At 65.4% G+C, this 21,605-nt stretch carries 28 protein-coding genes; 20 read left to right on the forward strand and 8 right to left on the reverse strand.

Annotated elements, in window-relative coordinates; all coding sequences use genetic code 11:
- Window positions 1–73: 73 nt before the first annotated feature.
- Complete coding sequence (locus V8J55_RS16900) at window positions 74–766, forward strand: aspartate/glutamate racemase family protein (RefSeq protein WP_336446749.1); 693 nt, start codon at window positions 74–76, stop codon at window positions 764–766.
- A 68-nt stretch (window positions 767–834) separates the two neighbouring features.
- Window positions 835–1,461, forward strand: a complete 627-nt coding sequence (locus tag V8J55_RS16905) for a hypothetical protein (protein WP_336446750.1) — start codon at window positions 835–837, stop codon at window positions 1,459–1,461.
- A gap of 4 nt (window positions 1,462–1,465) precedes the next feature.
- On the opposite strand, the gene V8J55_RS16910 is transcribed toward V8J55_RS16905, so the two are convergent.
- The gene (locus V8J55_RS16910; RefSeq protein ID WP_336446751.1) at window positions 1,466–2,347 is read right to left on the reverse strand and encodes a LysR family transcriptional regulator; all 882 of its coding nucleotides are present in this window, start codon (window positions 2,345–2,347) and stop codon (window positions 1,466–1,468) included.
- A 151-nt stretch (window positions 2,348–2,498) separates the two neighbouring features.
- Between V8J55_RS16910 and V8J55_RS16915 the strand changes: the two genes are divergently transcribed.
- A complete protein-coding gene (locus tag V8J55_RS16915) occupies window positions 2,499–2,828 on the forward strand; it encodes a UrcA family protein (RefSeq protein ID WP_336446752.1) in 330 nt (109 codons plus the stop codon).
- A 136-nt stretch (window positions 2,829–2,964) separates the two neighbouring features.
- Here V8J55_RS16915 and V8J55_RS16920 read toward each other — a convergent pair whose 3' ends face one another.
- Window positions 2,965–3,279 (reverse strand): hypothetical protein, encoded by a 315-nt coding sequence (locus V8J55_RS16920; protein ID WP_336446753.1) that lies wholly within the window; start codon window positions 3,277–3,279, stop codon window positions 2,965–2,967.
- A gap of 189 nt (window positions 3,280–3,468) precedes the next feature.
- Window positions 3,469–3,861, reverse strand: coding sequence for a winged helix-turn-helix transcriptional regulator (locus tag V8J55_RS16925; protein ID WP_336446754.1), 393 nt, complete (start codon window positions 3,859–3,861; stop codon window positions 3,469–3,471).
- Between the two features lie 114 nt (window positions 3,862–3,975).
- On the opposite strand from V8J55_RS16925, the gene V8J55_RS16930 reads away from it, so the two are divergent.
- From V8J55_RS16930 to V8J55_RS16945, 4 genes are all read left to right on the forward strand, one after another.
- On the forward strand, window positions 3,976–4,719 hold the full coding sequence (locus V8J55_RS16930; protein WP_336446755.1) for an SDR family oxidoreductase: 744 nt from the start codon (window positions 3,976–3,978) through the stop codon (window positions 4,717–4,719).
- Window positions 4,720–4,791: 72 nt separating this feature from the next.
- Entirely contained in the window at window positions 4,792–6,036 is a 1,245-nt protein-coding gene (rlmN, locus tag V8J55_RS16935) for a 23S rRNA (adenine(2503)-C(2))-methyltransferase RlmN (protein ID WP_336446756.1), read from the forward strand.
- A gap of 224 nt (window positions 6,037–6,260) precedes the next feature.
- Window positions 6,261–6,713 (forward strand): outer membrane protein, encoded by a 453-nt coding sequence (locus V8J55_RS16940; RefSeq protein WP_336446757.1) that lies wholly within the window; start codon window positions 6,261–6,263, stop codon window positions 6,711–6,713.
- A gap of 84 nt (window positions 6,714–6,797) precedes the next feature.
- Window positions 6,798–7,121, forward strand: coding sequence for a YnfA family protein (locus tag V8J55_RS16945; protein WP_336446758.1), 324 nt, complete (start codon window positions 6,798–6,800; stop codon window positions 7,119–7,121).
- On the opposite strand, the gene V8J55_RS16950 is transcribed toward V8J55_RS16945, so the two are convergent.
- Window positions 7,118–7,831, reverse strand: a complete 714-nt coding sequence (locus V8J55_RS16950) for an arylesterase (protein WP_336446759.1) — start codon at window positions 7,829–7,831, stop codon at window positions 7,118–7,120. The two genes, V8J55_RS16945 and V8J55_RS16950, sit on opposite strands and share 4 nt — an antisense overlap.
- A gap of 17 nt (window positions 7,832–7,848) precedes the next feature.
- Between V8J55_RS16950 and V8J55_RS16955 the strand changes: the two genes are divergently transcribed.
- Both V8J55_RS16955 and V8J55_RS16960 read left to right on the forward strand, forming a co-directional pair.
- On the forward strand, window positions 7,849–8,550 hold the full coding sequence (locus tag V8J55_RS16955; protein WP_336446760.1) for an ABC transporter ATP-binding protein: 702 nt from the start codon (window positions 7,849–7,851) through the stop codon (window positions 8,548–8,550).
- Entirely contained in the window at window positions 8,551–11,052 is a 2,502-nt protein-coding gene (locus V8J55_RS16960) for an ABC transporter permease (protein WP_336446761.1), read from the forward strand.
- Here V8J55_RS16960 and V8J55_RS16965 read toward each other — a convergent pair.
- The 4 genes from V8J55_RS16965 to thrS form a co-directional block, all read right to left on the reverse strand.
- Window positions 11,049–11,810 (reverse strand): sulfite exporter TauE/SafE family protein, encoded by a 762-nt coding sequence (locus V8J55_RS16965; protein ID WP_336446762.1) that lies wholly within the window; start codon window positions 11,808–11,810, stop codon window positions 11,049–11,051. The genes V8J55_RS16960 and V8J55_RS16965 overlap by 4 nt on opposite strands.
- A 122-nt stretch (window positions 11,811–11,932) precedes the next feature.
- Complete coding sequence (locus tag V8J55_RS16970; RefSeq protein ID WP_336446763.1) at window positions 11,933–13,084, reverse strand: hypothetical protein; 1,152 nt, start codon at window positions 13,082–13,084, stop codon at window positions 11,933–11,935.
- A 9-nt stretch (window positions 13,085–13,093) separates the two neighbouring features.
- Window positions 13,094–13,780 (reverse strand): helix-turn-helix domain-containing protein, encoded by a 687-nt coding sequence (locus V8J55_RS16975; RefSeq protein WP_336446764.1) that lies wholly within the window; start codon window positions 13,778–13,780, stop codon window positions 13,094–13,096.
- Window positions 13,777–15,783 carry a threonine--tRNA ligase gene (thrS, locus tag V8J55_RS16980; protein ID WP_336446765.1) on the reverse strand — a complete coding sequence of 669 codons (2,007 nt, stop codon included), beginning with the start codon at window positions 15,781–15,783 and terminating at the stop codon, window positions 13,777–13,779. Before thrS ends, V8J55_RS16975 begins: the two co-directional genes overlap by 4 nt.
- 145 nt (window positions 15,784–15,928) lie before the next feature.
- Here thrS and V8J55_RS16985 point away from each other — a divergent pair, with 145 nt between their 5' ends.
- The 11 genes from V8J55_RS16985 to V8J55_RS17035 all read left to right on the forward strand — a co-directional run bounded on the left by V8J55_RS16985 (window position 15,929) and on the right by V8J55_RS17035 (window position 21,475).
- Window positions 15,929–16,351, forward strand: a complete 423-nt coding sequence (locus V8J55_RS16985) for a MerC family mercury resistance protein (RefSeq protein ID WP_336446766.1) — start codon at window positions 15,929–15,931, stop codon at window positions 16,349–16,351.
- Complete coding sequence (locus V8J55_RS16990; protein WP_336446767.1) at window positions 16,348–16,728, forward strand: VOC family protein; 381 nt, start codon at window positions 16,348–16,350, stop codon at window positions 16,726–16,728. The genes V8J55_RS16985 and V8J55_RS16990 overlap by 4 nt, the downstream gene beginning before the upstream one ends.
- A 210-nt stretch (window positions 16,729–16,938) precedes the next feature.
- Complete coding sequence (locus tag V8J55_RS16995) at window positions 16,939–17,559, forward strand: hypothetical protein (protein WP_336446768.1); 621 nt, start codon at window positions 16,939–16,941, stop codon at window positions 17,557–17,559.
- The gene (locus V8J55_RS17000) at window positions 17,556–17,747 is read left to right on the forward strand and encodes a helix-turn-helix transcriptional regulator (protein WP_336446769.1); all 192 of its coding nucleotides are present in this window, start codon (window positions 17,556–17,558) and stop codon (window positions 17,745–17,747) included. The genes V8J55_RS16995 and V8J55_RS17000 overlap by 4 nt, the downstream gene beginning before the upstream one ends.
- Window positions 17,748–17,813: 66 nt before the next feature.
- Window positions 17,814–18,068 (forward strand): DUF6356 family protein, encoded by a 255-nt coding sequence (locus V8J55_RS17005; protein ID WP_037511175.1) that lies wholly within the window; start codon window positions 17,814–17,816, stop codon window positions 18,066–18,068.
- 5 nt (window positions 18,069–18,073) lie between these two features.
- Window positions 18,074–18,829: an alpha/beta fold hydrolase gene (locus V8J55_RS17010; protein ID WP_336446770.1), complete on the forward strand. Its 756-nt coding sequence runs from the start codon at window positions 18,074–18,076 to the stop codon at window positions 18,827–18,829.
- Window positions 18,830–18,867: 38 nt separating this feature from the next.
- The gene (locus V8J55_RS17015) at window positions 18,868–19,305 is read left to right on the forward strand and encodes an acyl-CoA thioesterase (protein WP_336446771.1); all 438 of its coding nucleotides are present in this window, start codon (window positions 18,868–18,870) and stop codon (window positions 19,303–19,305) included.
- Window positions 19,306–19,314: 9 nt separating this feature from the next.
- Window positions 19,315–19,752, forward strand: a complete 438-nt coding sequence (locus V8J55_RS17020; protein ID WP_336446772.1) for a VOC family protein — start codon at window positions 19,315–19,317, stop codon at window positions 19,750–19,752.
- Between the two features lie 10 nt (window positions 19,753–19,762).
- Window positions 19,763–20,170 (forward strand): VOC family protein, encoded by a 408-nt coding sequence (locus tag V8J55_RS17025; protein WP_336446773.1) that lies wholly within the window; start codon window positions 19,763–19,765, stop codon window positions 20,168–20,170.
- Window positions 20,171–20,238: 68 nt separating this feature from the next.
- Window positions 20,239–20,967 (forward strand): hydroxyacylglutathione hydrolase, encoded by a 729-nt coding sequence (gene gloB / locus V8J55_RS17030; RefSeq protein ID WP_336446774.1) that lies wholly within the window; start codon window positions 20,239–20,241, stop codon window positions 20,965–20,967.
- A gap of 61 nt (window positions 20,968–21,028) precedes the next feature.
- A complete protein-coding gene (locus tag V8J55_RS17035) occupies window positions 21,029–21,475 on the forward strand; it encodes a hypothetical protein (protein ID WP_052187219.1) in 447 nt (148 codons plus the stop codon).
- Window positions 21,476–21,605 lie beyond the last annotated feature (130 nt).

The following is a 21,605-nucleotide window of genomic DNA, read 5'->3' on the forward strand; positions in this document are numbered from 1 at the left end:
TCGCAGGTCATCGCCCGGCACGCTAAATCGGCGAGATATTGTAGGACAGCGATTTCTGGACGGAGTGGACGCGATGAAGACAATCGGCCTGATCGGCGGTTTGAGCTGGGAAAGCTCAGCCCAATATTACCGGCTGCTCAACGAAGGCGTGCGGGCGCGGCTCGGCGGGTTGCATTCGGCACGCGTCCTGCTGCTGTCGCTCGATTTCGCGCCCATCGGCGAGTTGCAAGCGAGCGGCGACTGGGATGTGCTCGATCGCCAGATGGCGGACGCCGCTCGATCCTTGACGGCGGGCGGCGCCGAACTGCTTTTGATCTGCGCGAATACGATGCACCTGTGCGCCGAGGCGGTCGAGGCGGCGACGCCGGTGCCGCTGCTCCACATCGCCGACCCCGCCATCGCGGCCGTCCAGGCGGCGGGCCTTTCACGCGTCGGGTTGCTCGGCACGGCCTTCACGATGGAAAAGCCCTTCTATACCGCGCGCATGGCGGCGGCGGGAATCGAGGCGATGATTCCCGGCGACGCCGATCGCGCGATCATCCACGGCATCATCTATGATGAGCTGGTGCAGGGCGTCGTTAGCGACGCATCGCGCGCCGAATATCGGCGGATCATCGCCGCGCTGATCGCCGACGGCGCCGAGGCGATCGTCCTGGGCTGTACCGAAATCATGCTGCTGGTCGGCGAGGAGGATAGCGCGGTGCCGTTGTTCGACACGCTGGCGCTGCACGTTGAGGCGGCAGTGGAGGCGGCGCTGGCCCCCTGATATTTACGATATATCAATGTCGTGATTGGCTATCATGTCCAGCTCTGCGGCCATGATCGGAAATGTGCATGCGACAATCGACCACTGTCCTTTCGGCGTTTTGGACGGCCACGTTGCTGCTGTCGCCAATCGCTGCTGCAGCGGCAGACACACGCTATGAAGCTCGCGAGGATGCCGTCATCCTCGCTTTTCTGAAAAACCGGCTGGCGGAGGCGGGGCATCCCATCTGCTTCAAGCCCGGCCTGCTTGCCGTTCATCCCGACAGCATCCCCTATCTGCAAAAGCTCCGGCCCGAGCCTTCGACGCCGGCAAGCCGTGCCTATGCGCATGATGTCGTGATCTGGAAAGATGTGTCGCTCCGAATCCTCGGGCAGGAACGTCAAATTTCAATCGATGGCATAGCGTGGCAGGCGCTGCACCCACGGCCGGCGACCTATGGTGAGTGTGCGGGCACGCAGATCACGCTACGCCGCGTCGCAATCGCGCGATCGACCGCCATGATTTACGGTTCTCAGGGGAACAGATGCGGTTCGTCGACCTTCGGCACCAATGTCCGAAGCATCGACAATCGATGGACCCCGATCCACTGGAAAGGCTATTATGCGATGTTCGGCCCGCCCGGCTGTGGGCAGCTGCCAACGGCACCAGAACTGGCTGCGATGCCGGGCTATGTGATGATCGGCGAAAAACGCTAGCCGCTTATTGACGCGCGAGCTTCGTCAGTTCGGCGGCGAGGAAGTCGAGGACCAGCCGCACGCGCGGGACGTGGCGCAGCCGTTCGTGGGTCAGCAGCCACAGCCCCGTGGTGTCCTCGGTCTTCGGAGGGATGCAGCGGATCAGGTCGGGTTCGCGATCGGCGATGAAAGCGGGCAATATGGTGAGCCCCATGCCCGAGCGTACGCCCGCAAGCAGGCCCGACCCTGTGTCATATTGCATCACCACCGACTCCTCGAGCCCATGTTGGCGCAGCCACGCCTGATAGGGTTCCCAGACGCCGCCGCCGCCGCCGATGAACGGATGCGTCGCAAGCTCGGCACGCCCGTGCGGAATGCCGTGCAGATCGGCATAGGCGCGGCTGCAATAGACGGTCCAGGGATTGTCGGCGATACGCCGCCCGACGAGGCCTGCGCCCGCGGGCTGTTTGCTGCTGCGGATCGCGATGTCCGCCGCGCCGGCGGCGAGGTCGCGCGGCTCGTCCGACGTGTCGAGATGGATATGGATGCCCGGATGCGCGGCGCGAAGGTCACGCAGGATCGGCGGCAGGACGGTGACCGCAAAGATTTCCATCGTCGTCAGGCTGACCGTGCCGCCCGCATCGCGCGAGCGCGCGCCCGCCGCATCGCCGAAGCGGTCGGCGGCATCGCGGACCGCGACGGCGCTTGCCACCATCGCTTCGCCCACCGGGGTCAGCGCGTAACCCGCCTGCCGCCGCTCGAACAGGTTGAGGCCGGTCGCCTCCTCGAGCGCAGCGATGCGCCGGGCGACGGTCGTCTGGCTGACACGCATCGACTGCGCCGCCGACAGCGTGCTGCCGGTCTCGGCAACGGCCAGAAAGGCCTTCAGGTCGTTCCAATCATACATGACGCTTTGTGCGACATAATCCCCCCGCCCTCATTCTGCAATTTTGCAGAATGGCTGCGCAACATCGTTGCTCCTTTCGCCTCCATCGATCGATTATTTCTGCCTCACCGGCTTCCTCCCCTCCTCCCCAGCCGGCCGATGGAGACTCAAGATGCAAAAGCTTCTGATCCTCGCCGCCCTCGCTGCCGTATCGATCGGCCAGCCCGTATCGGCGCAAACCGTCCCTGCGAACCCGAGCGTCGCCGTGGCGCACAAAGACCTCGACCTTCGGACTGCAGCCGGCACCAAGGCGCTCGACCGCCGTATCTGGCGCGCCGTCGTCGAAGTGTGCGGCACCGCCCCCGATTTCGATATCGCGGGCAAGAATGACGTGCGGCAATGCCGCCGCGACACAAAGCGCGTCGCCTCGGTGCAGGCCGATGTGGTGGTCGCCAATGCGTCGCGCAGCGAGCCAATCCAGGTCAGCTCGATCCGCAACTGATCGGCGGACCCAAGTTGCAGGGCCCGTCAAAGCCGGGGCCATGATTCGGGCACGATCATGGTTCCGGTTTGCTATTGGATTCCGCCGCCCGAAGGTCGGAAGGTCTGTTCGTGACGGAACGGCGGCTTTGGGATGGTTAGCGGACAAACCAAAAGGGCTGGTCCGTCCCAAGTTTCCAATACTCTTCAAACTCTCCGCTATCTATTTTCTCTGGGGTTGCGTTCCCGAAACCTTCTTCCAGCGAGCAGTCAATCAGCGATGGGCAATCATCGCCGTCGCGCTGCTCGATCTCAATGCTGTTGCGGGTGATTCGTCCATCTGGATAGATTTCGACGGTTCTGAGAACGGCATCCAGTTCATAACTGATTTCGTACAGACACCATTGCCACTCGCCGTCGGGAATCCGTTCGTCGGGCCAACGATCACGAAAATAAGTCAAAGGCTGAGTCATAGCGTGTTTATAGCGACCGATTTGATGGATGGAATGTCCGCAACGGGTCTTTTCCTGCCTTCGTCATCCCGGACTTGATCCGGGATCCATAGCTGCACCGTCGTCATGGACCCCGGACCAAGTCCGGGGTGACGATGAAAGAGAAGGCCGCTTCCGGTCGTTTCCGGCGATCACAAACTTGCCTGAACCTCACCCCTGCGCGTCGAACGCCATCCGCGCCCTAGCCACCTTTTCCAGATTGGCCTCCGCCCAGACCCACACGCCGCAAAAGGCTTCACCGAGACTGTGGCCGAGGTCGGTCAGGCAATATTCGACCTTCGGCGGGACGACCGGATGCACCGTCCGCACCACCAGCCCGTCGCGCTCCATCTGGCGCAACGTTTGCGTCAGCATCTTCTGGCTGATGCCGGGAACGCGGCGCGACAATTCGGTGAAGCGGCAGGTTCCATGATCCTCCAGCTCCTCGAGAACGAGTAGAGTCCATTTGTCGGCGACTCGGCCGATGAGTTCGTTGACGAGCGTTTCGACGCGCGGATCGACCGGCGCGTTCGGATCATAGGCAATTTTTTCGGGCGTGGGCATGGCGGAAAATCCAAATCTCTCTTTTGGGTAACTATGGCACTTTCGGGTGCCTACTTTCTTGTGGAGAGTATAGGGATATCTGGGCCTTCTCACCACCCCCAAAGGAGGCATTCCATGAAGACCACAGGCAACACCATCCTCGTCACCGGCGGGGGTTCGGGCATCGGACTGGCGCTCGCGCAGCGCTGGCACGACGCGGGCAACAAGGTCATCGTCACCGGACGCAATGCCGCGAAGCTCGAAGCGGCGATCGCGGGGCGGCCGAACATGTCGGCGGTCGCGCTCGACGTCACCGATGCCGGGACGATCGCGACTTTCGCGAAGGATATCGTAGCGAAATTCCCGAGCCTCAATGTGCTGGTCAACAACGCCGGGATCATGAATGCCGAGGATGCAAGCACGAAGCGCGACTTGTCGCAGGCCGAGGCGACGGTCGTGACCAACATCCTCGGTCCGATCCGGCTGATCGACGCGCTGGTCGATCATCTGGCGGCGCAGGCGGACAGCGCGATCGTCAATGTGACGTCGGGGCTGGCGTTCGTCCCCTTCCCCAAGGCGCCGACCTATTCGGCGACCAAGGCGGCGATCCACAGCTACTCGGTCGCGCTGCGCATCCAGCTGGCGGGCAAGGTCGAGGTGATCGAGCTGGCGCCGCCCGCGGTGCGCACCGACCTGACCCCCGGCCAGTCGACGCGCGAGGGTTATATGCCGCTCGATGAGTTTGCCGATGAGGTTATGGCGCTGTTCGCGGTGGAACCCACGCCCGAAGAAATCCTGGTGCAGAATGTCCTGCCGCTGCGCAATGCCGAGGCGAGCGGGACGGTGCCGCAGGTGCTGGGGATGCTGGCGTCGTTGTAATTGCGACGAAAAAGGGCCGTTTGTCGCCGGGACTGGCGCAAGCGGCCCTTTGCCCCTATATGGCCGCCCATCATGCAGATTCCCGGCCATATCGACCCCGTCACGACGGGCACCGTTCCCTTGCGCGGCGGCAACCGCATCGACCTGATCGGGCTGACGCGCGACGCGATCGGCGGCGTGCTGGTCGAGGCAGGCCTCGACGCCAAGGCCGCGAAGCTGCGCGCCAAGCAGATCTGGCACTGGATGTACCACCGCGGGGTCACCGATTTCGAGGCGATGACCGACATCGCGAAGGCGATGCGCCCTTGGCTGACCGACCGCTTCATCATCGGCCGCCCGACGGTGCGCGAGGCGCAGGTGTCGAGCGACGGCACGCGCAAATGGCTGCTCGCCGCCGCCGACGGCCAGGAATATGAAATGGTCTTCATCCCCGACGCCGATCGGGGAACCTTGTGCGTGTCGAGCCAGGTCGGCTGCACATTGAACTGCCGTTTCTGCCATACGGGCACGATGCGCCTCGTCCGCAACCTCGCCGCGGGCGAGATCGTCGGGCAGGTGATGCTGGCACGCGACGAACTTGGCGAATGGCCCAAGGGGACGATGGCGGGCTTCGGCCCCGACCCCGAGGACGACGACGAGGATGAAGGCGGCAATTACACTGCCGACGGCCGCATCCTGACCAACATCGTGATGATGGGCATGGGCGAGCCGCTGTATAATTTCGACGAGGTCAAGGGCGCGCTCAAGATCGTCATGGATGGCGACGGACTTGCGCTGTCGCGGCGCCGCATCACGCTGTCGACGAGCGGCGTCGTGCCGATGATGGCGCGTGCGGGCGAAGAGATCGGGGTCAACCTCGCGGTCTCGCTGCACGCGGTGTCGAAGGAAATCCGCGACGAGATCGTGCCGCTCAACCGCAAATATGGCATCGACGAACTGTTGAAAGCGTGCGCCGATTATCCGGGTGCCGGCAATTCGCGGCGCATCACCTTTGAATATGTGATGCTGAAGGACAAGAACGACAGCGACGACGATGCGCGCGAGCTTGTCCGGCTGATCCGCGAATATGGCTTGCACGCGAAGGTCAATCTGATCCCCTTCAACCCCTGGCCCGGCGCAATCTATGAATGTTCGTCGCCCGAGCGCGTGCGCGCATTCAGCAACCTGATTTTCAAGGCCGGGATTTCGGCGCCGGTGCGCACTCCGCGCGGGCGCGACATCATGGCGGCGTGCGGACAATTGAAGAGTGCGGCGACCAAGCCGACGCGCGCCCAACTCGACCGGATCGCCGAGGAAAAGCAGGCCGCGCTCGGCTGAAGACGCCCCCAGGGGCTCCTTTCCCATCTTCGTAAACGTCAGAAACCCGCGGATATGCGGGATTGCGACCGCATACCTATTCCATACCGTGTGGTAAAAATAACACAGGTAAGAAAATTGTCACATTCTGAACGATCCGTTCATTGCAGCGACAGCCGCGAGCCCCATTTAGGGGGCGTCGCGACCCAAAGGGCGTGACCGATTAAAAGCAGAAGGAAAAGAACATGAAGAAATTCGCAGTTGCAGCCGCTCTCCTGACGGCCATCGTTGCAACCCCCGCCATGGCCCAGGGTGAAGCCCGCGTCGAAGTGCGCGGCGGCTATGTCACGGGCAGCGGCCTCGACGACGCCACGCTTGGCGCCGCGGCCGGCTATGATTTCGACCTCGGCTCGACGGCATTTGCCGGCGCCGAAATCGCGGGCGACAAGGTGCTGATCGACGGCGCCAAGGTCCAGTTCTCGTCGGGCGCGCGTCTCGGTGCCAAGGTCGGCGCCAACGGCAAGGCCTATGTCAACGGCGGCTACACCTTCGGTCAGATCGACGATCCCTATGTCGGTGCCGGCTACCAGCACAAGCTGACCCAGAACGTCTACGCCAAGGCCGAATATCGCCACCAGTTCATCGAGAACTTCAGCGACTTCGACACCTTCGCGGTCGGCGTCGGCTTCGCTTTCTGATCCTTTCGGACAGCGAATGACAAAGAAGGGGCGGCCCGCGGGTCGCCCCTTTTCTTTTGCGCGGCGTGCGGCCACGGTGGGCCGATGACGGCATTGGCATATATCGGTGCAGCGCTGGCCGAAATCGCGGGCTGCTTCGCCTTCTGGGCGTGGCTGCGGATGGACAAATCGGTGTGGTGGATATTGCCCGGCATCGCGTCGCTGGCGCTGTTCGCCTGGCTGCTCACGCTCGTCGACGCCGAACATGCTGGACGGACTTACGCCGCCTATGGCAGCGTCTACATCGTGTCGGCGCTGATCTGGCTGTGGGCGGTCGAGGGCGCGAAGCCCGACCGCTGGGACCTGGTCGGCGCCGCCGTGTGCCTCGGCGGTGCGGCGATCATCCTGTTCGGGCCGCGGGCGAGTTAGCCCGCGTTCGGCAGCGCCTGTTCGACCAGCGGCGCCAGTCCCGCGGCCACGACCGTCACCCCCTTAGCATTGGGATGCATATTGTCGCCGAGCATCAGTGCCTTGTCGGTGACGACATTGTCGAGGATGAAGGGGTAGAAGCTCACATCATATTTCGACGCGAGTTCGGGATAGATGGGGTTGAACTTCTTCGCATAGTCGCTGCCGAGGTTCGGCGCGGCCATCATGCCGGTGAGCAACACCGGGATCTCGCGCTTTTTCAGTTCGGCGAGCATCGCGTCGAGATTGGCGCGCGTCTGGTCGGGGCCGATCCCGCGCAGCATGTCGTTGCCGCCGAGCCCGAGCACGACGAGCGCGGGCTTCGCCTTCGCATTGTCAAGCACATAGGTGAGGCGCTGGCGCCCCGCGGCGGTGGTGTCGCCCGACACGCCCGCATTCTGGACGCGCGCGACGACACCATCGTCGGCGAGTGCGGCCTGTAATTGCGGCGCGAGGCCTTCCTTCGGACCGAGCTGGTAGCCCGCATACAGGGAGTCACCGAAGGCGATCACGAGCGGCGCGTCGGCGGGAATCGCAGGCGCCGTTTTCGCCGCGCCCTTGTCGTTGGTCGAAGCCGACGGGTTTTCTGCCGATCCGCATGCGGCGAGTGGTTGGCAAAGAATTGCGACACAACCATATATAAGAGCAGAGCGCCATCCGGCCGTTCTCATTTCAAAGGGTCCTCTTCTTGCCCGACGCCCAACGACAATCGCCCGACGTGGCGATCGCCGCCCACAATGTGACGCTGACGCTTGGAAGCGACAAGGCCCCTGTCGAAATTTTGCGCGGCGTCGATCTGGAGGTTCCCGCGGGCGCCTCGGTCGCGCTGCTGGGACCGTCGGGGTCGGGGAAAAGCTCGCTGATGGCGGTGCTGGCCGGCCTCGAACGCGCGAACGGCGGCAGCATCCGCGTCGCGGGGCTCGATTTCGGGGCGATGGACGAGGATGATCTGGCGCGCGCAAGGCGCGGGCGGATCGGCATTGTGTTGCAGGCGTTTCACCTGCTCCCGACGATGACCGCGCTCGAAAATGTCGCGGTGCCGCTGGAATTGGCCGGGATCGCCGATCCGTTCAGGCGCGCCGCGGCCGAGCTTGAAGCCGTCGGCCTCGGCCACCGCCTGACCCACTATCCCGCGCAGCTGTCGGGCGGCGAGCAGCAGCGCGTCGCGATCGCACGCGCGATGGCGAGCGAGCCCGCGATCATCTTTGCCGATGAACCGACGGGCAATCTCGACACCGCAACCGGCCATGCGATCATCGACCTGATCTTTGCGCGCCGCGCCGCATTGGGCGCGACCTTGCTGATCATCACCCACGACCCCGAACTCGCCGGGCATTGCGACCGCGTCGTCGTGATGCACGACGGGAAAATCGAAGAGCGGGCCGCCTAGGTGCTACCGCTCGCCACGCTCTGGCGCATCGCGCGCCGCGACCTTGCGACGCGCATTCGCGGGCTGCGCCTCCTCGCGGTCTGCCTGTTCCTCGGCGTCGCGACGCTCGCGGCGATCGGCAGCCTGACGCGCGGCATCACGTCCGAGCTTGAAGTCCGCGGACAGACGATCCTCGGCGGCGATGTCGAGTTCAGCCTGCCGCAGCGCGAGGCTACACCTGCGGAAATGGCGGGTTTCCGCCGCGTCGGCACGCCCTCAGCCACCGTGAGGCTGCGTGCGATGGCGAACGATCCCGACGGCGAGGCTTTGCTGTCCGAATTGAAGGCGGTCGACGGCGCCTACCCCCTCTATGGCACCATGCGGCTGGACAGCGGCGCGCGCCAAGGTCCGCCGCCGCGGGGGGGTATCTGGATCGGCAAGGATCTCGTCTCGCGGCTGGGCCTGAAGGTCGGCGAGCGCGTGAAGTTCGGCGAAAAAAGCTTCCTGATCGACGGCGTGATCGCCGAGGAGCCCGACCGGCTCGGCGAAGGCTTTACGCTCGGCCCCGTCGCGATCATCCGCCTGGCCGACCTGCCCGCGACGCAGCTGATCCAGCCGGGCAGCCTTTATGAGAGCAAATATCGCGTCCGCCTGCCCGCAAGCGCGAACCCCGAAGCGGTCGGCAAGGCGCTGACCGCCGAGTTCCCCGACGCGGGCTGGGATATCACCGACAGCAGCAACGGCGCGCCCGGCACGCGGCGCTTTATCGAGCGCATGGGGCAGTTCCTGTCGCTCGTCGGCCTTGCGGCGCTGGTGATCGCGGGGATCGGCGTCGGCAATGGCGTCGCTAGCTATCTTGCGGGCAAGCGCCCCGGCCTCGCGACGCTGAAGGTTCTCGGCGCCGACAGCGGCACGGTGGCGCGTATCTATGGATTGCAGATCCTCGCGGTCGCGGCGGTGTCGATCGTCGCGGGCCTGATCGTCGGCGCACTTGCGCCCGCCGCGATCGGCTGGATCGCCGGCGACGTGCTGCCCGTCAAACCCGGCGTTGCCATCTATCCGCTGCCGCTTGCCGTCAGCGCGGCCTATGGTCTGCTCATAGCCGTCGCCTTTGCCCTGCCCCCGCTCGCGGCGACGCGGCACGTTCCCGCCGCCGGGCTTTACCGCGCGACGGTGAGCGGCGCGGCGCGGGTCGACCGGCAGACGGTCGTCGCGGTCGCAGCGGCGCTGGCGGCGATCATCGCGCTCGCGGTCGGCACCGCGCGCGAGCCCTTGTTCGCGCTCGGTTTCATCGGGGCGGCGATCGGGCTGCTGCTCATCCTCGTCGGGCTCGGCTGGCTCGTGCGGCGCACCGCAAGCCGCCTGCCGCGTCCCAAGCGCCCGTTATTCCGCCTCGCACTCGCGAACCTCCATCGCCCCGGCGCCGCAACCGGCGCGCTGGTCGTCGCACTCGGGCTGGGCCTGACCTTGTTCGTCACGCTGGCGGCGATTCAGACGAGCATCACCGCCGAAATCCAGTCGACCGTGCCGCAGCGCGCGCCGAGCTTCTTCGTGCTCGACGTGCCGCGCACCGAAACCGCACGCTTCCAGACGATGGTGGCGGGGGCCGATCCCAAGGCCGAGATCAACATGATCCCCGCGCTGCGCGGCAGCGTCACCGAATTTGCCGGGCAGCGCGTCGACGAACTCGCCGAACTGCCCGAAGGCGCGTGGGTGCTACGCGGCGACCGCGGGCTGACGTACAGCCCGGTGCTGCCGAACGGCAGCGAGCTCGTCGGCGGCCAGTGGTGGGCCGCCGATTACAAGGGACCGCCGCTGGTCAGCGTCGAGCAGGAGGTCGCGACATCGCTCGGCCTCAAGATCGGCGATACGCTGTCGGTCAATGTGCTGGGGGTCGAAGTGCAGGCGAAGGTCGCCTCCTTCCGTACCGTCAACTGGGACAATTTCGGGCTGAACTATGTGCTCGTCTTCTCGCCCGGGACCTTCGACGCGGCGCCGCATAATATGGTCGCGACGGTGGCCGTGAGCCCCGAGGCCGAAACCGCTCTATCGCGTAGCATCCCGCGGGCCTTTCCGTCGGCGTCGCTGATCGCGGTGCGCGATGTGGTCTCGCAGGTGACAACGCTGCTGACGCAGATGAGCCAGGCGATCGCGGCGGCGGCGAGCATCGCGATCCTTGCGGGCATTGCCGTGCTGATCGGCGCGATTGCGGCGAGCCGCGAACGGCGCGTTTACGACAGCGTTATCCTGAAGCTGCTCGGCGCCACGCGCGGGCAGATTTTGGGCGCGCAGGGCATGGAATATGCGGTGCTCGCGGGCATCCTGGCGGTGCTCGCGCTCGGGCTGGGCCTTGCGGGCGCCTGGTATGTCGTGACGCAGCTGTTCGAGTTCGACTTCGCGCCCGATCCGCTGATCGTCGGGCTGACCCTGCTCGGCGGCGCCGGCTTGTCCTTCCTGATCGGGATTGCGGGAAGCTGGCCTCTGCTCTCGGCGAAGCCGGCGCAGGCTTTGCGGAGTCTTTAGTTCAAGAGCCGCACCACCGCCGACACCGCCGCGATGCCGAGGACGATCGCGACCATCGCCTGCCAGATATGCGGCGGGACCCGGCCGAAATGGCGCGCGCCGACATAATTCCCCAGCCACATCGGCACGAACAGGATCACCGCGAGCAGGAACAATCGCCACGTCGCGATCCCGACCCAGAGCGCGGCGAGCGTGCCCGCGATCGCGGTGCCAAAGAAGATCAGCAACATGGATGCGCGCGCGACCTTGGGCTCGAGATGACGACGAAGGTAGAAGGGCACGACCGGCGGTCCCGGCATCGCGGCAAAGCCGGTGAGGATGCCCGATGCGACCCCCGTCCCCGCAATCGCGCCGCGCCCCGGCCGGTGTCCCTCGGGCTGTTTGGGCAGCAGCACCGCGACAAAGGCGCCGACCGCGACGAGCGTGATCAGCAGCCGCGCGACGTCGGGCGTCGTCGCGTCGAGCGCGACCATGCCGACCGGCGTCGTCGCCATCGCGAGCAGCGCGATCGGCACCGCGGTCGCGCGGTCGGCGTCGGCCATGATGATCCCGATCCCGACCGGGCCGATCAGCAGTTGCAGCAATATGCCAAGCACCACCGCCTCGCCGGGTGCGATGATCAGGCCCAGGAGCGGCACGAGGATGATCGCCATGCCAAAGCCGGTGAGGCCGCGGACATAAGCGGCGGCGAAGGTCATCGCGGCGGCACCAACGAGCGTCAGCGGCGCGATGCCGACAAGCTGCGACAGGCCGGTCAAGCGGCGTGCGCCACGACGGACGGGCGGAAGGCGGGATGGAAGGACAGCGCTTGTTTCCCCGGCAGCGGATCGAACCGCCCGGCCGATACCGCAGGAACGCCGGGGCGGCTAGCCCCCGCCGTTCAAGCCAGCGGCCAAAGCTTGTCGACAGGGCGTTCGAGCACGTGCGCGGCGATGCTGTGCAATTTTTGCGGTACGAGGCGTCCGGTCCTTGCCGCGTCGGCAAGCCAGGTTTCGATCGATCCGCCGGTTTCGATCCATTTGTCCTGGCGCAGCATCCCGTAAAAGGCGCCCGCGAGAATATGGATGCCATCGTCCGATTTGCGCCAACGATCGGACGGATTGCGCGCGACCCCCAGTGCCTCGGCGATCAGCTGATCGAGTGCCTGCGCCAGATCCTCGTTCAGCAGGCCTTCGAGCGTCGTATAGCCCCATTTGGGATCATGCTCGGCGACGACGCGCGGGATCAGCGGGTCTTTGGCGAGGATGGCGAGCGCGGCCTTTGCCGCGGGGCCGTCCATCACCACCGGCGGGTGGAGCATTTCATGGCCCGCGTTGCGCACGGTGATCGCAGTGTTCCAGTCGGCGGCCTGCAGGAAGGTCTGCCCCTGCACCTTGATCCCGTGCGGCTTGCAGAATTGCAGCAGCACCACCTCGATCTGCGGGTCGAAGGTCCGGCCGGTCAGTTTTTCGTGAAGGCGGATCACGTCATAGGCACCCAGATCGGCCTGAAGCTGAATGATCCGTCCCTCCAGCGCGGCGATGCGTTCGGTGCGAAAGGCGGCGAAACCCGCATCACGCATCGCTTCGAGCACCGCTTTCACGCGCGGGGCATTCGCGGCGAACCACGCCCAGTCCTTTTCGTTCCAGTTGCTGCTCGCGCGATAGGCGGTGAGGAGGCGCGCCTCGGGCGCGGCGGCGGCGGCGATCAGCGCGGCAAGGCTGCTGTCGTCGCCGCCCGAAAAGATGAGCGACAAGACGGGGCCGAGCAGCCCGAAACCCGCATCATTGGCCTCGCGCGACAGCACCGGAATTTCGGCGCGCGCCGCAGCCGAAAGGCGCGGCGCGAAGGCGTCGACGTCGGCCTGATAATAGGGCAAATAAAGCTCTCCCCCCGCCAGCGGCCCCAGAAAGGCGAGCGCGTCGAAGCCTTCGGATGCGCGCACTTTCCATTGCGTGCGCATCGGCGGGCGCTGATTTTGCGCTGAGGCGATGGTGGGAACAGCGAGGGCGGCGGTGCCGAGCGAGGCGGCAATGAAGAAGCGGCGATCCATGAACCCTGCCTAGCGGGGATCGACGCCCCCGGCTTGAACGGACTTTGCCCGGTGCAGGATCGGCGGGGCGCCGGTCATCGCGGCGATCGACCGGGTCAGATGCGCCTGATCGGCGAACCCCTGGTCGGCGGCGAGATCGGCGAGACTGCCCTGCCAAGCGTCGATCGCGGTGAGCGCCCGCCGCGTCCGTGCCTCGAGCCGGAACCGCTTGGGGCTGACACCATAGGCTCGCGCGAAGCCGCGGCTGATCGACGCGGGGTTGAGCCCCATATGATCGGCCCAGTCGGCGAGCAATATGTCGGGATCGGCGGTGAGCGCCGCGGCGAGCAGGTCGGGCCAATCGTCGCGCCGCGCCGCGCCCGCGCGGAAATGATCGCGGACATAATCGGCGGCCGCCTGTGGATCGCGTTCGGCGAGGCGCACGGCGGTGTCGGGGTCGGCGATATGCCCCGCCCCCGGCGCGAGTCCCTTTGCCACCGGCAGATTGAGCACGTGCGCGCCGCGCGCGCCGAAACGATCCTGGTGCGCGGTCCAGTCGCCGTGCACGACGATCGTTCCCGGCCGCACCGCGATGCGCCCCTGATCGCCCGATTCTTCATAATCGCCACCGAGGACGAGCGCGGCATAACCAACGGCATGGCGATGACGCGGCAGGCATTCGCCCGCCGCATACCGGCCGATGCCGATCCTGCTCACGGCTCGCGCAAATCCGGCGGGGTCGCCTCGCCCTTCAGCATCGCGATCGCCTCGGCGAGCGGCATGATGCGCTGGCCGTCCTGCCCGAGGGTGCGGATCGCGACGGTGCCTTCCTCGGCTTCGCGATTGCCGACCACCAGCAGATAGGGGACTTTGGCGAGGCTGTGTTCGCGGACCTTGTAGTTGATCTTCTCGTTGCGAAGGTCGCTGTCGACGCGGATGCCCGCCGCGGTGAGCTGCGCCACCGCATCCTTGGCGTAAGCGTCGGCGTCCGACACGATCGTCGCGACGACCGCCTGCACCGGCGCGAGCCAGGTCGGGAAGCGGCCAGCGAAATGCTCGATCAATATGCCGATGAAGCGCTCGTACGTGCCGAGGATCGCGCGGTGGAGCATCACCGGGCGGTGGCGCTCTCCATCCTCGCCGATATAGCTCGCGTCGAGGCGTTCGGGCATCACGCGGTCGGACTGGATCGTCCCGCACTGCCAAGTGCGGCCGATCGCGTCGGTCAGGTGGAATTCGAGCTTGGGCGCATAGAAGGCGCCCTCGCCGGGCAGTTCTTCCCAGCCATATTCTTCGGTCGCCATGCCCGCGCGTTCGACAGCTTCGCGAAGCTCGGCCTCGGCCTTGTCCCACATCTCTTCGGTGCCGAAGCGCATGTCGGGGCGCAGCGCGAGCTTGACCGCATATTTCTCGAACCCGAGCTGCTTGTAGACGCGGTCGAGCAATGCGCAGAAGTCGCGCACTTCCTCGACGATCTGGTCCTCGCGGCAGAAGATATGGCCGTCGTCCTGCGTGAACTGGCGCACGCGCATGATGCCGTGCAGCGCGCCGTGCGGCTCGTTGCGGTGGCAGCAGCCCATTTCGGCCATGCGCAGCGGCAGGTCGCGATACGACTTCATGCCCTGACGGAAGATCAGGACGTGCGCGGGGCAGTTCATCGGCTTCAATGCCATCCACTCGGCGTCGTCCGACACCAGCGGGCCTTCACTCTCGATGTTCGGCACTTCGTCGGGGATGACGAACATATTTTCGCGATATTTGCCCCAGTGGCCCGACTGTTCCCACTGGCGCGCGTCCATCACCTGCGGGGTCTTGACCTCCTGATAGCCCGAACCGTCGATCGCGCGGCGCATATAGGCCTCGAGCTCGCGGTAGATGCGGTAGCCCTTGGGGTGCCAGAAGACGCTACCGTGCGCTTCTTCCTGCAGGTGGAACAGGTCCATCTCGCGCCCGATCTTGCGATGGTCGCGCTTCGCGGCTTCTTCCAGACGGACGAGATGTTCGGCGAGCTGCTTCTTGTTGAGCCAGCCGGTGCCGTAGATGCGGCTGAGCTGCGCATTCTTCTGGTCGCCGCGCCAATATGCGCCCGAGACGCGCGTCAGCTTGAACGCGGCGGGGTCTAGTTTGCCCGTCGAGGCGAGGTGCGGGCCGCGGCACATGTCCATCCAGCCGTCGCCGCTGCGATAGACCGTCAGCTCTTCGCCTTGCGGCAGTTCGGCAGCCCATTCGGCCTTGAAGGTCTCTCCCTCGGCCACCCATTTGGCGATCAGCTTGTCGCGCTCCCAAACCTCGCGCGTCAGCGGCAGGTCGGCGGCGATGATGCGGCGCATCTCCTCCTCGATCAGCGGCAGTTCGTCGTCGCGGAACGGGCCGCGATCGGCAGCGGGCGCGAAGTCGTAATAGAAGCCGTCGCCCGTCGAGGGGCCGAAGGTGATCTGCGTGCCCGGAAACAGCTTCTGCACCGCCTCGGCGAGGACGTGCGCATAGTCGTGGCGGAAGAGTTCGAGCGCGTCGGCCTCGTCGCGGCTCGTCACCAGCGACAGGTTCGTGTCTTCCTCCAGCGGGCGCATGATGTCGCGCAGCTCGCCGTCAATCTTCGCGGCGAGCGCGGCCTTCGCGAGGCCGGGTCCGATGTCGGCCGCGATCTGTGCCGCGGTAGTGCCGCGCACGACTTCACGGGCAGAGCCATCGGGAAGGGTGACGCGGATCATGTCGGACATCGAAAAATCGGCCTTTCTTGCGGGGTAGAACAGCGCCCCTTTGCCAGCATGCGATATGGGCGGCAAGGGGCGGATTCACAACAAAGCTTGCAATGATACAATGTATCATTATCTGGCGTCGGAACCCTCCCGCGAAAGAAACCCCATGTGCCTTCCCGCCGCGCGCCCGCGCCTTGCCGACCTGACGGGACTTGCCCTGTCGTTTACTTGCCTGCTCCACTGCCTTGCCCTGCCTTTGCTCCTGCTTCTGGCCCCCGCGTTCAGCCGCTGGATTGCGCTGCCCGAGGGGGTTCATGCGGCGATCCTGTTGCTGGCTTTGCCCGCTGCCGCGATCGCGATGCGCGATGGTTGGAGACGGCATCGGCGGGTTACGCCCACGATGCTCGCAGTTACCGGACTGGTCCTGCTTGCGCTTGGCCTGGCAGCGCACGAGGGGTGGATCGCCGCCGCCGATCCCGAGGCCGCCGACCGCCTGTTGACCTCGGCCGGCGCGCTCACGCTTGCCGCCGCGCATCTCGTCAACTGGCGCTGGCGTCATCGCGGCGGCGGGCATAAGTTGCGGGCATGACCGACGCCCCGCCGCTCCACAGCATCGCCGCGATCCTGCCGTGCACCGATCTCGATGCCAGCACCGCCTTCTACGAAAAGCTCGGCCTGTCGGTCGTCGGCGACTATGGCAGCTATCGCCTGCTCGAAGATGGCAAGGGGTGGCAGCTTCACCTGACGAACGAGTCGCCCGAGGGGTGGCTGGTGCCGGGGCAGAATCCGTTCGGCCTCTACCTCTATACCGAGCGCGTCGCAGAATTGGCCGAGCGCGTGCGCGACGCGATCCTCGAACGCGAAAAGGCGCCGACGCACAAACCGTGGGGCATGTACGAGTTCGCGCTCTCCGATCCCGACGAGACGCTGGTGCGCATCGGATGGCCAAGCGAGTTGATCGGCTAACCCTTACCTCACCTTTGTCATTCACGCGCGAAGGCGGGAACCCAGTTGCAACGCTGGCTCGCAGGGTTGCTTGGAGAGTCGCTTGCCGCTCCGCGCCTTTCGCGGGAATGACGAGAGGTGGATTGGCCTCCTTGTCACTTTGTCAATGTTACTTGACAATTTCGACTCATGATGTCAATCTTCCTTGTCCATCAGATAAGGAAGATTGACATGTCCCAGCAGGCCGCCAAAACCGAAACCGGCTTCTCGGGCCGCCACCCGGCCTTGTGGGCGCTCCCCTTCGCGGCGGCGCTGGGCGCCATCGCCTATTGCGAGCATCGCGGTTTTCTGGGCGGCTGGCGTTCGCTGCCATTTGTTGCAGCGGCGACGCTGCTTCTCGTTCCACTGACGAAGGCGGCGAACAATCGGCAAGCCGCTGCAGGCGCGCTGTCGCCGGCGACACGACGATATAATCGGCGCATGCTGATCTGGTCCTTTGGTTATGTCCTGTGCCTGGGGATAGCTATGACCGTTCGCAACTATCTCGACCCGCAAGGCGCCCTGCTGTGGGGGATCGCCGTCCTGCCATCGATGCCGATGATCTTCTTCGTGTGGACGCTGGCCCGTTATGTGGTCGAGGAAGAGGATGAATATCTGCGATATCGCCAGACCAGCGCCGCCCTGATCGGCCTCGCACTCGTCCTTCTGGCCGGAACGCTGTGGGGTTTTCTGGAAACTTTCGGCGTTGCCCCGCATGTGCCCGCCTGGTGGGTGGTTCCGGTCTGGGCGATCGGCTTGGGGCTGGGCCAGATGATCATGACGTCGGCCGAACGGCGCGCGGGCCGGACATGAAGAACCGCCTGAAAGTCCTGCGCGCCGAGCACGACTGGAGCCAGCAGGACCTCGCCGAGCGACTCGAGGTGTCGCGCCAGTCGGTCAACGCGATCGAGACCGGAAAATACGACCCGTCGCTTCCCCTCGCCTTTCGCATCGCTGACCTGTTCGACATGCGGATCGAAGAGATTTTTCTGCGCGACTGACCGGCAACCTTGCTCCCTCGCCCGTCCCCCGCTAGGGCGACGGCCAGCCGGAAAGGAGCCGTCCCCATGTTCAAGCGCCTGTTCGTCGACCATCCCAAGAGCGTCGATGAGAATTACATCGAGCATTTTGGCGTCGCGTCGAAATTCGGCGTGACGATGATCTATGGCGGCCTGTGCGCGCTCGTGCATGCCGTGGTTCCCGGCTGGTGTATCACCACGGGCAGCGACACGATCCAGCGGCTGAACCATATCATGGTCGAAAAGCGGCGCGCCAAGGGGCAGGCCGTGATGCAGATGAGCACGATCGACTGGGTCATCTGATCCCGGTGGACGCCCCACACGATTATCTCGACCGTTCGGGCCGTCCGCGGCTCGCCTATCGCTATACGGCCGGCACCAAGCCGACGATCGTCTTCCTGCCCGGTTACATGTCCGACATGGCGGGCGGAAAGGCGACCGCGCTGTTCGATTGGGCCGCGGCGGAGGGTCATGCCTGCCTGCTCCTCGACTATGCCGGATGCGGATTGTCGGACGGGTTGTTCGGCGACCAGACCCTGCTCGACTGGCGCGGCGACGTACTCGATCTGATCGATGCGAAGGCCGAGGGCCCGGTCGTCATCGTCGGATCGTCGATGGGCGGGTGGCTGATGTTGCTCACCGCATTGGCGCTCGTCCAGCGCGACGGGCCCGGCCGCGTGGCGGGACTCGTCGGCCTCGCCGCGGCGCCCGATTTCACCGACTGGGGCTTCAGCGACGCCGAGAAGGCAATCATCCTTGCCGAAGGCGAACTGCGCGAGGAAACGCCGTACAGCGACCAGCCCTATGTGACGACGCGCGGCTTTTTCCAGTCGGGCGAAGCGAACCGGCTGCTCGATACCGATATTCCCCTCGCCTGCCCGGTCCGCCTGCTCCACGGCGAAGAGGATGGCGATGTGCCGTCCGGCATCAGCCTGCGGCTTTCCGCGGCGCTTGCGAGCGCGGATGTGCAGGTGACGCTGGTCAAGGGCGGCGATCACCGCCTATCGCGCGACACCGACATCGCGCTGCTGATCGACACCGTCGCGCGTATCGCGACAAATTAGACACCGTCGCGCGGCTCGCGACGAACTAGAGGAACATCATGGCTCGCAGCGATTTCAAATTCAGCGTCAAAAAGCGCGTCCGCTATGCCGAGATCGACGCGCAGGCGGTGGTGTTCAACAGCCGCTATCTCGAATATTTCGACATCGGGATCACCGAATATTGGCGCGGCGTCGGCGTTTATGATCGCTGGCCGGCGCATAGCAGCCCCGAATTCCATGTCGCACGCGCCGAGGTCAATTATCGCGCGCCGATCCTGCTCGACGAGGAAATCGACATTTGCGTGCGCGCCGCGCGCGTCGGTACCAGTTCGATTACCTATTTGTTCGAACTGCACGGCGCGGGGAAAGACGATCTGCGCGCCGACGGCCAGCTGATCTATGTCCATGTCGCCGAGGCGCAAGGCGCGCCGGCACCGGTGCCCGACGAATTCCTATTCCTGTTCGAAGCGTTTGAAGAGCGGGCCCTTCGCGCCTAATATAGGCGGATGACCAAATATCTTCACACGATGATCCGCGTTTCGGATCCCGACGCCACCGTCGACTTCTTCAAGCTGATTGGGCTGGAGGAAACGCGCCGTTTCGACAATGAGGCCGGCCGCTTCACCCTCATCTTTCTCGCCGCCCCCGGACAGGGCGATGTGGCCGAGGTCGAGCTGACCTATAACTGGCCGCCCGCCGACGGCAGCGCGCCCGAGAAATATTCGGGCGGACGCAATTTCGGGCATCTCGCATACCGCGTCGACGATATCTATGCGACGTGCCAGCGACTGATGGACGCCGGGGTGACGATCAATCGCCCGCCGCGCGACGGCCATATGGCGTTCGTGCGCTCGCCCGACGGCATTTCGGTCGAGCTGCTGCAGGAAGGCACGCTCGACCCCGCCGAACCCTGGGCCTCGATGCCCAACACCGGCGCCTGGTAGGAGCCGCGCGATGCCGGGCCTGTTGATCAACATCGACGTGCCCGACCTCGCCGCTGCTGAGCGCTTCTATACGAGCGCCTTAGGACTGACCGCGGCCCGGCGGTTCGACGACGATATCGTCGAGCTGACCGGCTGCGAGGCGCCCATCTATCTGATCGTCAAGCCCGCGGGGTCGGCGATCGGCCCCCGCGGCGGCGACTTTCGCCGTTACAACCGGCATTGGACGCCGGTGCATCCCGATTTTTCTGTCGCTGACCTCGACGATGCGATCGCCCGCGCCATTGCCGCGGGCGCGAAACAGGAGGGCGAGACATTGGCGCTGCCCTATGGCAGACAGGCGATGTTCGCCGACCCGTTCGGCAATGGATTCTGCCTGATCGAGTTCAACGAGCGGGGCTATGACGCCCTTCTGAGCTGAGCAGGCGGATCAAGGTCCCGGCGTCCCCGCTCCGTCTTCAAGGGGTGAGACGCTGGAAAGGAGATATCATGGCTGCGCTGGACATCGTCCGTATTCCCGTCCTCAGCGACAATTATGTATGGCTGGTCCATGATCCCGTCAGCGAAGCAACGATGGTCGTCGACCCCGCAGTCGCCGAGCCCGTGCTCGAAGCCGCCGCCGCGCGCGGCTGGACGATTACCGATATCTGGAACACGCACTGGCATCCCGATCACACCGGCGGCAACGCCGCGATCAAGGAAGCGACCGGCTGCAAGATCACCGGTCCCGCGGCCGAATATGCGCGTATCCCGACGCTCGATGTGCAGGTGAAGGGGGGCGACGCGGTGCGGCTTGGCGAACATGTCGCCGATGTCTGGGATGTGCCCGCGCACACCGCGGGGCATATCGCCTATCATTTCGGCGGCGACGCCGCGATCTTCGTCGGCGATACGATGTTCGCGATGGGCTGCGGCCGCCTGTTCGAAGGCACCGCCGAGCAGATGTTCGCGAACATGCAGAAGCTCGGCACGCTCGACGATGCGACGCGCGTTTATTGCGCGCACGAATACACGCTGTCGAACGCGCGCTTTGCGGTGACGGTCGAGCCCGACAATGCCGCGCTGGCCGCGCGGCTCGCCGCGGTCGAATCCGCGCGCGCGGCGGGCGAGGCGACGGTGCCGACGAGCATCGGCGAAGAGCGCGCGACCAACCCCTTTTTACGCGCGCCGAGCGCGGCCGAACTCGGCCGTATCCGCGCGCTCAAGGATGCGGCATAATGCCGCTTCAGCGCGCATTCATCCGTCCGGGCCATAATGGCCGATCTCAAGGAGTAAATTCATGGCGAAGCTGAACCTGATGGCCGCCGCGCTGTTGACCGCGGCCGCGCCGCTGGTCGCAAGCTGCGCGCCCGCCGGTTCGGGCGAGCCCGGCGCCGCGGCGCTCACGCCCAAACAGGCCGAACGGCTCGACAAGCAGCTTGCGGGCAAGGTTCCGGGCGAGCCGGTGCGCTGCCTCCCCAATTATCGCAGCAACGACACGATCCGCGTGTCTGACAGCATCCTGCTTTATCGCTCGGGCGGCAATCTCGTCTATCGTAACGACTTGAAGAGCAGTTGCCCGGGCCTCGCGCGCGACAGCGACATCATGGTGGTCCGCCAGTTCGGGTCGTCGACCTGCGAAGGCGATTTCTTCCACCTGGTCGACCGGTCGAGCGGCATCCGCGGTCCGACATGTGTTTTTGGCGAGTTCGTCCCCTATCGCAAACCGGCGGGGGACAAAGGCTGAGCCTTGGGTTCAGTCGTAGGCGGGGTCCGGTTTGCGCCGAGCTCTTCGGGTCGCACCCCCGCCTGCTTATAGTCCCTTCCCCCTCGATGGGGGAAGGATACGCAGCCTTGTCGCGGAGCGGCTAGGCGAA

Origin of the sequence: Sphingopyxis sp. CCNWLW2 (assembly GCF_037095755.1) — a bacterium.
Classification (GTDB): Bacteria; Pseudomonadota; Alphaproteobacteria; order Sphingomonadales; family Sphingomonadaceae; genus Sphingopyxis.

What these genes read in the sequence shown, in the direction of transcription:
- V8J55_RS16900 (WP_336446749.1), top strand. Translation starts at nt 74, where the DNA reads ATGAAGACAATCGGCCTGATCGGCGGTTTGAGCTGGGAAAGCTCAGCC.
- V8J55_RS16905 (WP_336446750.1), top strand. Translation starts at nt 835, where the DNA reads ATGCGACAATCGACCACTGTCCTTTCGGCGTTTTGGACGGCCACGTTG.
- V8J55_RS16910 (WP_336446751.1), bottom strand. Translation starts at nt 2,347, where the DNA reads ATGTATGATTGGAACGACCTGAAGGCCTTTCTGGCCGTTGCCGAGACC.
- V8J55_RS16915 (WP_336446752.1), top strand. Translation starts at nt 2,499, where the DNA reads ATGCAAAAGCTTCTGATCCTCGCCGCCCTCGCTGCCGTATCGATCGGC.
- V8J55_RS16920 (WP_336446753.1), bottom strand. Translation starts at nt 3,279, where the DNA reads ATGACTCAGCCTTTGACTTATTTTCGTGATCGTTGGCCCGACGAACGG.
- V8J55_RS16925 (WP_336446754.1), bottom strand. Translation starts at nt 3,861, where the DNA reads ATGCCCACGCCCGAAAAAATTGCCTATGATCCGAACGCGCCGGTCGAT.
- V8J55_RS16930 (WP_336446755.1), top strand. Translation starts at nt 3,976, where the DNA reads ATGAAGACCACAGGCAACACCATCCTCGTCACCGGCGGGGGTTCGGGC.
- rlmN (WP_336446756.1), top strand. Translation starts at nt 4,792, where the DNA reads ATGCAGATTCCCGGCCATATCGACCCCGTCACGACGGGCACCGTTCCC.
- V8J55_RS16940 (WP_336446757.1), top strand. Translation starts at nt 6,261, where the DNA reads ATGAAGAAATTCGCAGTTGCAGCCGCTCTCCTGACGGCCATCGTTGCA.
- V8J55_RS16945 (WP_336446758.1), top strand. Translation starts at nt 6,798, where the DNA reads ATGACGGCATTGGCATATATCGGTGCAGCGCTGGCCGAAATCGCGGGC.
- V8J55_RS16950 (WP_336446759.1), bottom strand. Translation starts at nt 7,831, where the DNA reads ATGAGAACGGCCGGATGGCGCTCTGCTCTTATATATGGTTGTGTCGCA.
- V8J55_RS16970 (WP_336446763.1), bottom strand. Translation starts at nt 13,084, where the DNA reads ATGGATCGCCGCTTCTTCATTGCCGCCTCGCTCGGCACCGCCGCCCTC.
- thrS (WP_336446765.1), bottom strand. Translation starts at nt 15,783, where the DNA reads ATGTCCGACATGATCCGCGTCACCCTTCCCGATGGCTCTGCCCGTGAA.
- V8J55_RS16985 (WP_336446766.1), top strand. Translation starts at nt 15,929, where the DNA reads ATGTGCCTTCCCGCCGCGCGCCCGCGCCTTGCCGACCTGACGGGACTT.
- V8J55_RS16990 (WP_336446767.1), top strand. Translation starts at nt 16,348, where the DNA reads ATGACCGACGCCCCGCCGCTCCACAGCATCGCCGCGATCCTGCCGTGC.
- V8J55_RS16995 (WP_336446768.1), top strand. Translation starts at nt 16,939, where the DNA reads ATGTCCCAGCAGGCCGCCAAAACCGAAACCGGCTTCTCGGGCCGCCAC.
- V8J55_RS17000 (WP_336446769.1), top strand. Translation starts at nt 17,556, where the DNA reads ATGAAGAACCGCCTGAAAGTCCTGCGCGCCGAGCACGACTGGAGCCAG.
- V8J55_RS17005 (WP_037511175.1), top strand. Translation starts at nt 17,814, where the DNA reads ATGTTCAAGCGCCTGTTCGTCGACCATCCCAAGAGCGTCGATGAGAAT.
- V8J55_RS17015 (WP_336446771.1), top strand. Translation starts at nt 18,868, where the DNA reads ATGGCTCGCAGCGATTTCAAATTCAGCGTCAAAAAGCGCGTCCGCTAT.
- V8J55_RS17020 (WP_336446772.1), top strand. Translation starts at nt 19,315, where the DNA reads ATGACCAAATATCTTCACACGATGATCCGCGTTTCGGATCCCGACGCC.
- V8J55_RS17025 (WP_336446773.1), top strand. Translation starts at nt 19,763, where the DNA reads ATGCCGGGCCTGTTGATCAACATCGACGTGCCCGACCTCGCCGCTGCT.
- gloB (WP_336446774.1), top strand. Translation starts at nt 20,239, where the DNA reads ATGGCTGCGCTGGACATCGTCCGTATTCCCGTCCTCAGCGACAATTAT.
- V8J55_RS17035 (WP_052187219.1), top strand. Translation starts at nt 21,029, where the DNA reads ATGGCGAAGCTGAACCTGATGGCCGCCGCGCTGTTGACCGCGGCCGCG.